This is a genomic window from Citrobacter sp. GW821-FHT02E08 (assembly GCF_059421685.1).
In genome coordinates this window covers 43,264-57,477 of sequence record NZ_JBWKVL010000010.1, presented here as the reverse complement: position 1 = coordinate 57,477, position 14,214 = coordinate 43,264, and the positions used below count along the sequence as shown (strand labels likewise).

The 14,214-nt window shown below is 54.8% G+C and carries 10 protein-coding genes; 2 read left to right on the top strand and 8 right to left on the bottom strand.

Going from position 1 to position 14,214, the window contains the following annotated elements; genetic code table 11:
* Positions 1-45: 45 nt before the first annotated feature.
* Positions 46-1,413 carry a UDP-N-acetylmuramate:L-alanyl-gamma-D-glutamyl-meso-diaminopimelate ligase gene (gene mpl, locus AC07UY_RS13965; protein ID WP_494701425.1) on the bottom strand — a complete coding sequence of 456 codons (1,368 nt, stop codon included), beginning with the start codon at positions 1,411-1,413 and terminating at the stop codon, positions 46-48.
* A 175-nt stretch (positions 1,414-1,588) separates the two neighbouring features.
* On the opposite strand from mpl, the gene fbp reads away from it, so the two are divergent.
* Positions 1,589-2,587, top strand: coding sequence for a class 1 fructose-bisphosphatase (fbp, locus tag AC07UY_RS13960; protein ID WP_192610863.1), 999 nt, complete (start codon positions 1,589-1,591; stop codon positions 2,585-2,587).
* A gap of 96 nt (positions 2,588-2,683) precedes the next feature.
* On the opposite strand, the gene yjfF is transcribed toward fbp, so the two are convergent.
* The 4 genes from yjfF to ytfQ form a co-directional block, all read right to left on the bottom strand.
* Positions 2,684-3,676 (bottom strand): galactofuranose ABC transporter, permease protein YjfF, encoded by a 993-nt coding sequence (gene yjfF, locus AC07UY_RS13955; protein ID WP_494661216.1) that lies wholly within the window; start codon positions 3,674-3,676, stop codon positions 2,684-2,686.
* The gene (gene ytfT / locus AC07UY_RS13950; RefSeq protein ID WP_301702021.1) at positions 3,663-4,685 is read right to left on the bottom strand and encodes a galactofuranose ABC transporter, ATP-binding protein YtfT; all 1,023 of its coding nucleotides are present in this window, start codon (positions 4,683-4,685) and stop codon (positions 3,663-3,665) included. Before ytfT ends, yjfF begins: the two co-directional genes overlap by 14 nt.
* 13 nt (positions 4,686-4,698) lie before the next feature.
* Positions 4,699-6,201: a galactofuranose ABC transporter, ATP-binding protein YtfR gene (gene ytfR, locus AC07UY_RS13945; protein WP_494701426.1), complete on the bottom strand. Its 1,503-nt coding sequence runs from the start codon at positions 6,199-6,201 to the stop codon at positions 4,699-4,701.
* 120 nt (positions 6,202-6,321) lie between these two features.
* On the bottom strand, positions 6,322-7,278 hold the full coding sequence (gene ytfQ, locus AC07UY_RS13940) for a galactofuranose ABC transporter substrate-binding protein YtfQ (protein WP_494701427.1): 957 nt from the start codon (positions 7,276-7,278) through the stop codon (positions 6,322-6,324).
* A gap of 308 nt (positions 7,279-7,586) precedes the next feature.
* On the opposite strand from ytfQ, the gene ppa reads away from it, so the two are divergent.
* Positions 7,587-8,117 carry an inorganic diphosphatase gene (ppa, locus tag AC07UY_RS13935; protein ID WP_203359148.1) on the top strand — a complete coding sequence of 177 codons (531 nt, stop codon included), beginning with the start codon at positions 7,587-7,589 and terminating at the stop codon, positions 8,115-8,117.
* Positions 8,118-8,219: 102 nt separating this feature from the next.
* Here the strand turns inward: ppa and AC07UY_RS13930 are convergent, their stop codons facing one another.
* From AC07UY_RS13930 to tamA, 3 genes are read right to left on the bottom strand one after another with little or no spacing between them, the layout of a single operon-like run.
* The gene (locus tag AC07UY_RS13930) at positions 8,220-8,564 is read right to left on the bottom strand and encodes a gamma-glutamylcyclotransferase family protein (RefSeq protein ID WP_203359149.1); all 345 of its coding nucleotides are present in this window, start codon (positions 8,562-8,564) and stop codon (positions 8,220-8,222) included.
* A 2-nt stretch (positions 8,565-8,566) separates the two neighbouring features.
* Positions 8,567-12,346 carry an autotransporter assembly complex protein TamB gene (tamB, locus tag AC07UY_RS13925; protein WP_494661218.1) on the bottom strand — a complete coding sequence of 1,260 codons (3,780 nt, stop codon included), beginning with the start codon at positions 12,344-12,346 and terminating at the stop codon, positions 8,567-8,569.
* Positions 12,343-14,076: an autotransporter assembly complex protein TamA gene (gene tamA / locus AC07UY_RS13920; RefSeq protein ID WP_494661219.1), complete on the bottom strand. Its 1,734-nt coding sequence runs from the start codon at positions 14,074-14,076 to the stop codon at positions 12,343-12,345. The genes tamB and tamA overlap by 4 nt, the downstream gene beginning before the upstream one ends.
* Between the last annotated feature and the right edge of the window lie 138 nt (positions 14,077-14,214).

Sequence of the window (14,214 nt, the reverse complement as noted above, 5' to 3'; positions counted from 1 at the left end):
GGCCAGCAGGATTACGCTGGCCATTATGACATTACATTCGGTTGATCACTGCTGCGCTTTCGCCGCGAGTTTGTCCAACAGTTTTTGATGGATCCCACCGAATCCACCGTTGCTCATCACCAGAATATGGTCGCCTGGCTGGGCGGTTTTCACCACCATATCCGCTAATGTCTCCACATCGGCATGCCAGTGCGCAGGCTGTACACACGCTTCTGCGACTTCCGCGACCTGCCACGGAATATGTTGCGGTTGCAGCAGGAACACTTCATCCGCACGACCTAACGCCGGTGCCAGATCGTCTTTGCAGACCCCCATCTTCATGGTGTTCGAGCGAGGTTCCAGTACGGCGATGATCCGCGCAGTGCCGCCCACTTTACCGCGCAGAGCAGCAAGGGTCGCGAGAATGGCCGTTGGATGATGCGCAAAATCATCATATACCGTCACGCCATTGGCCTGTCCGCGCAGTTCCAGACGGCGGCGCGCATTCACAAACGATCCCAGCGCGCTAGCCGCGTCAGCCGGCAGCACACCCACGTGACGTGCGGCGGCAATCGCCATCAGCCCGTTATGCATGTTGTGTTCGCCAACCAGCGCCCACTTCACTTCGCCCACTTTCTCACCGTCCAGCCATACTTCCCACTCAGAGGCTTCGGTGTTCAGTTTTTTCGCCTGCCAGTGGCCCTGCTCGCCAACCAGTTCCTGTTCACTCCAGCATCCCATCGCCATCGTCTGCTTCAGGTTGATGTCGTTTTCAGGCCAGATGATCTTCCCTTGTCCCGGGACGATACGGACCAGATGGTGGAACTGTTTCTGGATCGCTTTCAGGTCGTCAAAGATATCCGCGTGATCAAACTCAAGGTTATTAAGGATCAGCGTACGCGGGCAGTAGTGAACGAACTTGGAGCGCTTGTCGAAGAACGCGCAGTCGTACTCGTCAGCCTCGATGACGAAGAACTCGCTCTCGCCGAGACGAGCGGAGACGTCAAAGTTGCCCGGTACGCCGCCAATCACGAAGCCCGGTTTGTAACCGCAGACTTCCAGAATCCAGGTCGCCATCCCCGCCGTGGTGGTTTTGCCGTGCGTCCCCGCAACTGCCAGCACCCAGCGATCGCGCAGAACAAAGTCATGCAGCCACTGTGGGCCAGACATGAAGGGAATGTTTTTTTCCAGCACCGCCTCAACGCATGGATTACCACGGGTCATCGCATTGCCGATAATGACCAGATCCGGCTGTGGGTCGAGCTGGCTGGCATCATATCCCTGAATCAGAGAGATGCCCTGATTCTCAAGTAAGGTACTCATCGGCGGATACACATTGGCGTCCGAACCCGTTACTTCATGACCGAGCGAGCGCGCCAGCATCGCCAGACCGCCCATGAAAGTGCCACAAATTCCCAAAATATGAATGCGCATACGTCACTGTCCTTTTTTAATCTGGGGGCCATTTTACGCACATGTTATGCGACTGAGAAATGTATTTCAGGCGATTCCGTAGTTTGCTGGCGCGATTCACCTAAGCGCGGCACCGCGAATATTTGTTAAGATTGCCTCGGTCGCTTTACTCCACATTGATTGCAGGGAAAGTGTTATGAAAACGTTAGGTGAATTTATTGTCGAAAAGCAGCACGAGTTTTCTCATGCTACGGGTGAACTCACTGCTTTGCTGTCGGCGATAAAACTGGGCGCCAAGATCATCCACCGCGATATCAACAAGGCCGGACTGGTCGATATCCTGGGTGCCAGCGGTGCTGAGAACGTACAGGGCGAAGTTCAACAAAAACTCGACCTGTTTGCGAACGAAAAACTGAAAGCTGCACTGAAGGCGCGTGATATTGTTGCGGGTATCGCCTCTGAAGAAGAAGATGAGATTGTCGTCTTTGAAGGGTGTGAACACGCGAAGTATGTTGTCCTGATGGATCCCCTGGATGGCTCTTCCAACATCGATGTGAACGTCTCTGTCGGCACAATTTTCTCCATTTACCGCCGTGTTACGCCTGTTGGCACCCCGGTTACCGAAGAAGATTTCCTGCAACCCGGCAACAAGCAGGTCGCTGCGGGTTACGTCGTTTACGGTTCCTCAACCATGCTGGTCTATACCACCGGTTGCGGCGTACATGCCTTTACCTACGATCCCTCTCTCGGCGTTTTCTGCCTCAGCCAGGAGCGTATGCGTTTTCCGGCAAAAGGAAGCACCTATTCCATTAACGAAGGCAACTACATTCGTTTCCCGATGGGCGTGAAGAAATACATCAAGTTCTGCCAGGAAGAAGACAAGCCAACACAGCGCCCGTACACCTCGCGCTACATTGGTTCTCTGGTGGCGGATTTCCATCGTAACCTGCTCAAAGGCGGGATCTACCTCTACCCAAGCACCGCTAGCCACCCGGACGGGAAACTGCGCCTGCTGTACGAATGCAACCCGATGGCGTTCCTGGCTGAACAAGCCGGCGGCAAAGCCAGTGACGGCAAAGAGCGCATTCTGGATATCACCCCGGAAAGCCTGCACCAGCGTCGTTCGTTCTTCGTGGGTAACAACCATATGGTGGAAGACGTCGAACGCTTTATCCGTGAGTACCCGGACGCGTAATCCCTGTCGTTGAAAAGGCCCGATGGCGCTTCGCTTATCGGGCCTGTCTCTGATGTCGAACGGTAGGTCGGTTAAGCGTTAGCGCCGCCCGACACGTTATGGTTTTGTCGCCACACGCGTCACCACCGCATTCTGCCTATTCTCCCACAACACCGTCAGCGCTCGTTGTAACGCAATAAAGATAAACAACAAAATGCCGATGGCGATTTTCGTCCACCAGGAACTGAGCGTCCCGTCAAAGTTAATGTAGGTCTGAATCAGCCCCTGGATTGCCACACCAAAGAGTGTGCCTAACACCGTACCCACTCCGCCACTCAACAGCGTGCCGCCTATCACCACCGAAGCGATGGCATCCAGCTCGACGCCAACACCCGCCAGCGCGTAACCGGCCTGGGTATAGAGAGAGAACACAATACCGGCGAGCGTCGCCAGCCCGGTCGAGAGCATATAGATGCGAATGGTCGTGCTGCGCGTTGAAATGCCCATCAGGTTCGCCGAAATCGCACTCCCGCCAATGGCGTAAACCTGATTACCAAACCGCGTACGATGAGCCAGAAAGATCCCTACCACCACCACCGCCAGCATCAGCAGCCCCATCGCGCTCAGACGACCGCCGCCGGGGATTTTCCACGCCAGACTCGAGAGCGTGTCATACACGGGATGGTTGATCGGAATCGACTCTTCGGAAACCAGATAGCTGACGCCGCGCAGGAAGAACATCCCCGCGAGGGTAATGATAAACGCCGGGATCTTCAGCGCATCAATCAGCAGTCCCATGAATGCCCCAAACCCACAGCCCATCGTCAGCACCAGCGGAAACGCCAACAGCGGCGAAATTCCCCAGTCACCGATGGCTTTCGCCAGAAACACACCGGTGAAGGCGATCACCGACCCGACGGAGAGATCGATCCCGCCGGAGAGGATCACAAAGGTCATCCCAACGGCGATAATCCCTAAGAACGCGTTATCGGTCAGGATGTTGCAGATAACTCGCGTGGAGGCGAAACCGGGAAACTGCGTCAGGCACCAGAGATAACCCAGCACAAAGACCCCGAGGGTGATCATTAACGGCAAATTACGTTTTATCATGACCACGCACTCCTTTTATCACGCTGATAAAGCGCTGAGACTGCACAATCAGCACACACAGTACGACGACGGCTTTAACGACCTGATTCATCTCCGGCGGAAAGCCAGACAGTAAAATCCCGGTATTCATCCCCTGGATAATCAACGCGCCTATTACCGAAAGCAGCAGATTAAACCGCCCTCCCATCAGCGACCCGCCGCCAATCACCACCGCCAGAATGGCGTCCAGCTCCAGCCATAATCCGGCGTTATTGGCGTCTGCTCCGCGAATGTCTGCGGTGACAATGATCCCGGCGATGGCGGCGCACACGCCGCTCAGAACATAGGTGAGCATGACAATAATTCGCGTGTTTACCCCGGCATTTTTGGCTGCCCGGATGTTGATTCCTACGGCTTCAATAAACATCCCCAGCGCCGTTTTGCGGGTCAACAACCAGAACAGCACCAGCGTACATACGGCGATAATGACCGGCGTCGGCAACAGCAACAGCGAGCCGCTGCCAAACCACGAGAGATTCGGCGCGTTGAAGGTCACGATCTGTCCGGAGGTAATCAGTTGCGCGACCCCACGCCCGGCGACCATCAGGATCAGCGTCGCGACAAACGGCTGAATTTTCAGGATCGCCACCAGAATGCCGTTCCATAACCCCGCGAGAACCCCCGTTCCCAGCGCAGCAAGCAGAACGACAGGTAAACTGTGCCCGGCGACCGTCATGGCGGCAGTGGTTGCCCCGGCTATCGCCATCACCGCCCCGACAGAAAGATCGATACCCCCGGTGGCAATCACCAGCGTCATACCGATCGCCAACAGCGCCACAGGCGCGGCGCGGTTGAGAATATCAATCGGACTACCGAAGAGACGCCCATCCTGCAATATCACCTGCCAGAAGTGCGGCGCCACAACGCTATCCACCAGCAGCACCAACGCTAACGCCACCAGTTGCGGCATCCCCGTCGACCAGCGAAAGCGCTTTTTCGGCGGGGTAGACTGAGGGAGAGATTGAGGCATCACGATTACCTCCTTAGGCCGCAATGGCGTTCATGATCGCCGGTACGGACAGTTCTGCCAGCGGGATCTCCGCCACGTGTTTGCGATCGCGCATGATAATCACGCGATCCGCATACCCCACCAGCTCTTCCAGTTCGGACGAAATCACCAACAACGCCAGACCGTCTGCGCACAGCGTTTCGATCAGGCGGATGATCTCCGCATGGGCGCCAACGTCAATACCGCGCGTGGGTTCATCGAGGATCAGGAACTGCGGTTTGGTCAGTAGCCAGCGTGACAACAGCACTTTTTGCTGATTGCCGCCGGAAAGAAATTCAATCGGTTGATCGGCACTCGGGGTGCGAATACCCAACTGGCGAATAAAGCGTTCGGCAATGTCATTTTGCTCTTTGCGGGGAATCGGTCGTAACCAGCCACGCTGCGCCTGTAACGCCAGAATAATATTTTCCCGTACGCTGGCGGCAGCAATAATGCCATCCGTTTTCCTGTCCTCCGGGCAGAAGCCGATTCCCAGACACGATGCCTGGTGCGGCGAGCGTAGCGTTTGCAGTTTGCCTTTGAACATCGCGCTGCCGCTGTCTGCCGGTTTGATCCCGAAGATCACCTCTGCGGTTTCCGTACGCCCTGATCCTAAAAGCCCCGCCAGGCCGACGATCTCCCCTGGGCGAACTTCCAGATCAAAAGGTGCGATGGTCCCCTTTTTGCCATAGTTTTTGAATGCCGCTACCGGTTTGTCACTCAACAGGGTTCTTCCTGCACGCTGCAAGGCATGGGTATCTAACTCACGCCCCAGCATCATTTTCACCAGTTCGATCTGCGGGAGTTCGCGCGTTTCACGGCAGCCGACAAAGCTGCCATTGCGCAGTACGGTGATCCGATCGCTGACCTGATACACCTGATCGAGAAAATGCGTCACGAAAATCAGGCTGACGCCGCGATCGCGCAGATGGCGCATCAGCCCAAACAGCATGTCGACTTCCTGGGTATCCAGACTGGCGGTCGGTTCGTCGAGGATCAGCACCTTCGCGGAAAGATCGATGGCCCGACAAATCGCCACGATTTGCTGCATCGCCACTGAAAAACGGTTCAGCGGCTCGCGAACATCGAGAGAAAATCCGTAAGAAGCCATCAGCTCGGTGGCGCGCCTTTCCATCTCTTTGCGCCGCAACAGGCCAAAACGACGAGGTTCGCGTCCGATAAACAGGTTATCCGCCACCGACATGTTCGGCAGCAGATTCACTTCCTGATAGACCGTACCGATACCCAGCTGTTGGGCGTGGGCGGTATTTTTAGGCGAGATAGTCTGACCTTCCAGCCAGATAGTGCCGCGTTCCGCATGGTACACACCGGTCAACGCCTTGATCAGCGTCGATTTCCCCGCGCCGTTTTCCCCCAGCAGCGCCATAATTTCGCCGCGACGCAGACTAAAATCGACATTATCCAGCGCTTTGACGCCGGGAAAAAATTTGCTTAATCCTTCTGTACGGAGGATTTCCTGATGTTGTTCGATAGTCATGGTTCCTCCGGTACAACGCGTGGCGCCCCGTAGGCCTGATAAGCGAAGCGCCATCAGGCAATGTTATGCCGGATGGCGGTGTAAACACCTTATCCGGCCTACGGGCGACCTGGGGCTAAATCAGTAACCCATCTTTTTCTTCTTCTCTAACTCTTCTTTGGCGGTATCCGGCAGGTAGAGGACCGATTTAGTAATGGTCAGCTTCTCAGGCATAGTGCCGTCTTTCTTATATTTCTCCAGCGCGTCAAAAGCGGGCCCCGCCATGTTCGGCGTCAGCTCAACGCTGGCGTTCGCTTCTCCGTCCATCATCGCTTTAAAGATATCCGGAACCCCGTCGATAGAGCCAGTAAGGATATCTTTGCCTGGCTTCAGACCGGCTTCTTTAATCGCCTGAATCGCGCCGATCACCATGTCATCGTTATGGGCGTAGACCATGCAGATGTTCTTGCCGTTGTTTTCCGCCTTGATAAAGCTTTCCATCACCTCTTTACCTTTACTGCGGGTAAAGTCGCCAGACTGCGAGCGAATGATTTTGATGTTTGGCGCTTTGGCGATGGCTTCCGCAAACCCTTTCTTACGATCTATCGCCACGCTGGCACCGACCGTCCCCTGCAGTTCCACCACGTTACATGGCTTACCATTCACCTCTTTAATCAGCCAGTCGCCAATCAGTTGCCCTTCCAGCACGTTGTTGGCGGTCACGGTGGTCATATAGAGAGATTTGTCTTTGACATCAATGGAACGATCGAGCAAGAACACGGGGATCCCGGCATCTTTGACTTCTTTCAACACCGGTTCCCAACCCGTTGCCACCACCGGCGCGATGAAAATAGCATCCACGCCCTGGGCCACAAATGAGCGCACCGCTTTAATTTGGTTTTCCTGTTTTTGCTGACCGTCGGCGATTTTTAACGTAACGCCGCGTTTCTGAGCTTCACTTTTCGCCACGTTTGTTTCAGCGGCGCGCCAGCCAGACTCAGAGCCGACCTGCGAAAATCCTACGGTTAAAGGGGCTGCCATCGCCATAGACGACATAGCTGCCGAAACTGCTGTGACTAAAAGTAAGCGCTTCCACATAAGTGCGTCCTCGTCGGGTGAGTTATCGTTGATTAACAAACAGTCGCGGAAAAACTATAGACAATGGAACATGTAACGAATTGCGTTACATCACACTTCAAAAAAGTAAATAAAACGTTAATCACAAGTTTGTAATCGCTTCCATTTTCTTATGAAAAATGCAGCTGTTGTTATGGATTTTTCTGTCATGCGAACGCGCTAAAAACAGCGGGGGATCATGGATGGATACGAAAACAAGCGAAGACTTTCGCCACGAGTTGGCTATAATACTTGCCACTTGTTTGCCATACATTTTAAAGGAAACAGACATGAGCTTACTCAACGTCCCAGCGGGTAAAGACCTGCCTGAAGATATCTACGTTGTTATCGAGATCCCGGCAAATGCCGATCCGATCAAATACGAAATTGACAAAGAGAGCGGCGCACTGTTCGTTGACCGTTTCATGTCTACCGCGATGTTCTATCCGTGCAACTACGGCTACATCAACCACACCCTGTCCCTGGACGGTGATCCGGTAGACGTTCTGGTCCCGACGCCGTACCCGCTGCAGCCGGGTTCTGTCATTCGTTGCCGTCCAGTTGGCGTTCTGAAAATGACCGACGAAGCCGGTGAAGATGCGAAACTGGTTGCAGTGCCGCACACCAAGCTGAGCAAAGAATACGATCACATCAAAGATGTGAACGATCTGCCGGAACTGCTGAAAGCCCAAATCACTCACTTCTTCGAGCACTACAAAGACCTCGAAAAAGGCAAGTGGGTTAAAGTTGACGGTTGGGACAACGCAGAAGCAGCGAAAGCTGAAATCGTTGCGTCCTTCGAGCGCGCTGCGAAGAAGTAATTCTTACCGCGAATTAAAAAACACTGCTTCGGCGGTGTTTTTTTATGCTTGCAGAAGCAGTACGCGAAAAAAACAACGCCACCCGAAGGTGGCGTGTTCATCTTAGTACTGGTCTTTATCTAACCAGTTGCCGCTTTCAATCAACGTTAAACCGTCAACCGAACGTTGGTACACATACATCCATGCACTCCCGTACGGCGTCTGGATCAACTGGCGTGCGTATTCACCGCCCCTGGTGCGCAAGGCATCAAGCTCGGCCAGCGTAGCATTATCAATACGATAAACTTCACCGTGTACCGTCCCGTTTCCCGGAACTGCGCCTGGATAGTGGCCCAGACTGTACAACTGGTAGTTATCGATACTGTAGTTGCCCAGCAACTGGGCGTTGGTCATCCAGTGGCTGTTGCCCTGTTTGCGTCGTAAACTGCCGTAGACAAATATTCGCATTGCTAAAACTCGAACTGATAGAGCAAATCCAGTGCCTGATCTACGCCAGACACCGCTTCCAGATATAGCTTGGGCATCAGACGATAACGTAGCGTGAGTGTCGCTAAAGAGTCAAATATACCCACACCATATTTCACCTGTAGACCTGGCAGTACATACCCGCTGACCACCACCTGGGATGAGTCGCCTACCCCCTGCGTGTCCAGCGCCAGATTGCTTACGCCAAACGTCTCCCCGATTTTACCCACAACCTGACCACTTTGTGCAACCCCCAGACCAATAAGCATCGATGTCATCGCCGCACTGTCGCTTTGATCGCTGTCCAGCCCCTGGCCGCGCAACAGATAAGAGAGCGCTTGCTGTTGGGACATCGCCGGGTCAGAGAAGATCTCCGCCTTCGGTTCATCGGCCGTTCCGGTAACACGCACACCGGCGATCACATCGTTTTCGGTGGCCTCCGGATTACGGATGGCTTCGATGTTGAGCAGCGGCTGATCCGGAGGACCCGAGAACAACAGCTCGCCTTTACGCACAATGAGATCCTGACCATAGGCATGGAAGCGGCCTTCCGGAATGTTGATCTGCCCGTTCAGCCCCAGACCTTGCTTGTCCTGCGCGACTTTCAGATCGCCGGTCAGACGCGCTTTCAGCCCAAACGCACTCATACGAACGTTATTACCGACATGAATAGTCAGGTTGCTGTTGATCGGAATTGCGGTGCTCTGCGGCTTCTCGGGCTGCAGGTTATTGTTAAGCATCACCTCATCGCTGGAGACGCCCACCGCACTTTCCGGTAGATCATGCACGACAATACGCGCCCACGGCACATCCACCCGACCATCGAGGGTGAACAGACTCGGCGTCGCCTCAAACACCACATCCGGCGAGACATCGAGGCGCACCATCGGCGGTACGGTGATCCGCACCCGACTGCCTTTCGCCGCGACACGCGCACGCCAGTTGTCGATCTGGCTCCAGTCCGCATCGCCGCTCAGGTTAATTTGCCCCTGATGGGTACTCACCACCCCGGCGAGCGTGGAACGTGTGCCGTTGAAGTTCATCGAAAGCTGGCTCGGCTGCATATCAAACGGCATAAAGTTGCCATCGACATCCAGACCACTGAGCTGCAATCGACCAAACATCTGCGGGCTTTGCACATCGCCGCCTAACCGCAGGTTGGCATTCAACATTCCCGCCGCTTTCTCACCCCGCGAGAAAATGGGGTTCACCATCGCCAGGTTGAAATTACGGATATTGACGTTACCGCCAAGATTGCGTCGGCCTTGTGGGTCAGTCACCTGCAGTTGCCCGTCTAACTGACCGTTGTTGGTCAGGCGAATCAGCCAGCCCAGTTCCGCGCGATTGTTGTGGAGATCGGCAGTCAGGTTCAGCGTTTCAAACGCCACCGGCAGCGGCGCGTCGTTGACGGTTTGCGTCACCTTCACATTACGACCGTTGAGCGTAATCTGTCCCTGAGGTAGCCCTTCTTTGGTGGTGTCCCAGGCCACGTCGGCCTTGCCGCTAAATACGCCGCTGGCCTGCGTGGCATCCGGCATAAACGGTTTCAGCATCGCGAGGTCAAAACGGTTAAGGTTGACCACCGCCCGCCCTTCTGCGCCCGCATCAATGGTTTGCGGTACGCACAGTTCGGCATTCGGGTTCGTCCAGCAGTGCGGCCCAATACTGATCTTCTGTTCCTGATTGCGGTAATCCAGCGCGATGGCGCGGTTCAGAGACCACGGGCCAACCGGCGTCTGAAAGCGTGTATTGCTGAGGGCGCCTTTCCAGCGTTCTTCCTTACGGTCGAAGCTTCCCGCCAGATCAAGCTGCCCGGAAACCGGCTCACCCTGAATCCGCAGTTGCAGTTCATGTTGCTTTTCACTGCCTTTGGCATTCAGCGTCACAAGATTGATATTGACGTCAGGCTGCACAATTCGCTCAACGCGAACATTGAGATTTCCGGCAATCTGGTCGGTGGATTTGACGTCGCCTTCCACACGAACCTGCGCCACCGAAAGCTCCTGCCAGCGCAGACCGCGTGCTGTGATATCCGCCAGCAGTTGCGGCGCGTCAACCGTACCGCGTATTTTCACTAGCCCTTTTGCCGTCCCGCCCAGCCCCGGCAGCGCATTATCAAGCCCAGGCGCGTCGATGGCGGCGTCAAGATTGAGATCTTTTACCCCCAGCTCGCCTTTCACATCCGCACTGTTTGGCCCCAGTTCCAGATGCAGCCCCGGAATGATCCACTGCAGGTAGCTGTTCCCCTTCAGTGAACCATTCACGTTAAGTTTGTTCTGCTTCACGTTGCCGGTCAGTTTGAGCTCTGGCACTTCCATCTGCCAGGTTCCGCCGTACAGGCTCCCCCGGGTTTTAATCAACCCATTGATCTTCGAAGGCCAGTCGGGGATCTCTTTTGCCGTATTGATGCCATCCAGCATCAGTTCACCGCGCCAGCTGATCGCCTTCTGCCAGTCGAGCAGCGCCTTCAGTTCGGTTTTGCCTTCCAGCGCCGCAACGGTAAGTTTATCGAGAGTTACCTGCTGCTCGTTGCCTTTCGCATCCAGAGTAATGGTGGCCGGAGGAATATCCTGCCCCTTCACCGCCGTACGCATCGACAGCGTATAGTCGGTCATCTTGCCGGTGAGCTTGAGTTTAAGATCGTCTGCCTGAAACTGCTTGTCGCCGGTAAATGGCCAGGAGAGTTGCTGGCTAACGATCTCCAGATTCAGCGGTAATCCCGCTTCCCCCAGACGCGTCTGGCCGCGCAGAACCATATCGACCGGACCTGAAAGATTAACGCCAAGCTCCAGTTGCTCGCGCAGCGCGCCGCCCACTTTCAGCTTCACCTTTTCGCCTTTGAGCGGGTCGATATTCAGCGTGCTGTTAAGGGTGAAATCTACCGGCCAGGTGTCGCTCAGTTGCGCGCTGCCGGTGGCATTGACGCTCCCCTTGCTGGAGTCGATATCCAGCGCATCCAGCTTCATATTGCCATCGATACTGCTCACCTTCAGCAGCAGAGTGTGTACCGTCAGATCGGTATCACCGGTAATACGCAACTGCTCGCCGCGAAATTCTTCGATGTTAAGATTGAGCGGCAAATGCACATCGGTCATTTCCGGCAGCACCGGCCTGGAGAAGAGATCTTTCAGCGTCTCGCCCAGCGGTTTTTCATTGGGTTGCGGGTTCTGGATCTTCGGCTCAACCACCTCTTCCTTCGCGACCTCCACCACCTTTGGCAAGGCGATGAGCAGTCCCTGAAGCGATGTCGGCTTCAGGGTCAGGGTTTTCTCCTGCCAGTTCAGGCCGGAGGTGAAATCCAGCACCGAGACCGTCGTGTCATCAATTTTGAGGTTGATGTTATTGAGCGCCACGCGTGAAAGCGTGATCGGATAAGGCGTGGAAAGGTTCAGCGGGCCGCTGTCCTCTTCTTCCACCGCCGCTTCAGACGGCGGCATTTTTTTACTGTCGATGGCAACGCGAATGTCTTTCAGCGACAGATCGTTAACGCACAGGCTGCTGTTCCACAGACAGTCGAGTTTGAGGGCCAGATGCACCTCGCCCGCATTGACCGCCACGCCGGGTTGATCATAGCGCAGGTTCTTCAGCGACAAATCACGCCAGCCTCCCGTGACCTGACCGATCTCCAGCCCCGGCACCCAACGATTCGCCGCATTGAAGATCAGGTGCAGCCCCGTTGTGGTCCCCACCAGAAACGCCACTGTTCCCAACAGCAGCAGAATAAAAATCAGTACGCCGAGGCTTATTTTCTTCCATAGACTCATAATTCTGGCCCCAGACCGATGTAAAACTGCATACCATTTTCTTCTTTATCGCCGACGGGAGCAGCGATATCGAGCTTGATTGGCCCGACAGGAGATTGCCAGCGTACGCCCACGCCAGCGCCCGTTTTGAAGTCGCTTTTACGAATATCACTGACCGCTTCGCCGCTATCAACGAACACCGCGCCCCACCATTTCCCGGTCACGTTGTACTGGTACTCCAGCGAGCCGGTCACCAGCTTCGAGGCCCCTTTCAGATCGCCGTTGCTGTATTCTGGCGAGATAGATTTGTATTTATAGCCGCGAATACTGCGGTCGCCCCCGGCGAAGAAACGCAGATCCGGTGGCACTTTGTCAAAGTCGCCGGTTTCGATCCAACCGAAATTGCCACGCGTTACAAAACGATGGCGATCGTACAGGGTGCGTATCCAGACGTTTTGCGCCTGAAAGACCGAGAAATCGACATCGGAACCCCAGGCCGTATTGGAATAATCAATAGAATAGCGCTGCGAATCCCCCCACGTCGGCATCAGACCGCCGCGTGAGCGCGTCCGGCTTATCATCACCCCAGGATAAAGCAGCATGGTGGTGTCAGTGACTTCCCCTTGGGTAAAGTGGTCAAGACTCCAGCGCAGATTGATGGCACGCTGCCAGCCGCTGGAAAGATCCCAATAGCGGGAGACGGCGAGCGTGGTGGAGTCTGATTCGGTATCGTTGAGATCCGTGCGCTTAAAGCCGCCCTGAACCAGATAATATTGCTCCAGCGGGTTCTTCAGCAGTGGCATTTTATAACTGAAATCAAGCACCTGTTCCGGCGCCGAAATACTGGTACTGGTCGTCAGGCTGTGGCCGTAAGAGTTCATCCACGGTTTTTTCCACGTGGCTTTCACGCGCGGTCCAACGTCGGTCGAATAGCCCACACCGGTTTCGATGGTGTTTTCTACGCGCGGTGACACAACGCCTTTCAGCGGCAGGACTTTCGTTTTGCGGGCCTTATCGAACTCAGGGGCGACAACCACGGAGTTAAACCATCCGGTGGCTGAGAGGCGGCGGTTCAGCTCCGCCAGATCTTTCGACTGGTACTCATCGCCCTCTTTGAACGGCACCAGATGTTGCAGGTATTCGTCACGAATCTGCGAACCTTCAAACGTGACATGCCCGAAGCGGTAACGTTCACCGCTATCATAGTCGATGTCCCAGAACGCCTGATGGCGATCCAGCGCAATGCCCAACTGGCTCTTTTTAAATTCGCTGTCGAAATACCCTTTACGCAGCGCAACGCTGGTTAACGACTTTTTGAAGTTGTCATAGTCACTGTGATCCAGCACGGTTCCCAGTGCCGGCCGCGTTTTCAGCAAGGACAGATAATCTTTATCAGTCCGCGCGCCACCGCGTAAAATGACTTCAGTGCCGCCAATCAACACCGGCTGACCCGGCGTGACTTTGGCAATCAATACCTGACGCCCTTTCGCCGGAGGTGGACGTAAATCAAATTCAATGGTCGGCTCGTAATAGCCCAGCGCTTTTAACCCTTCGCGGATAGCATCATCAACGCGCGCGCGAAAGCGCCGGTCGGGCGTGACTTCGTCACCCTGAATCGTCGACAATTGAGCACGGACGTTTTTTTCCAGCGCTCCCGACAAACCTTCAACCTGTAGACGGACATTCGCGGCGGCGGCAGAGCCACTCAAGCATAGCAAACCGACCCAGCATAACTGACGGATATGTGGCACATTTTCTCCTGAATATCCTTTTTTTCCTGACCCTGGAAAAAGAACACTACACCATCCAATGGCTTAACAAAAATTCAACAATCGAGGTTGAAAAACAGACGACAACCCAAATATTTCTTATGTTTACTTTAGACACAT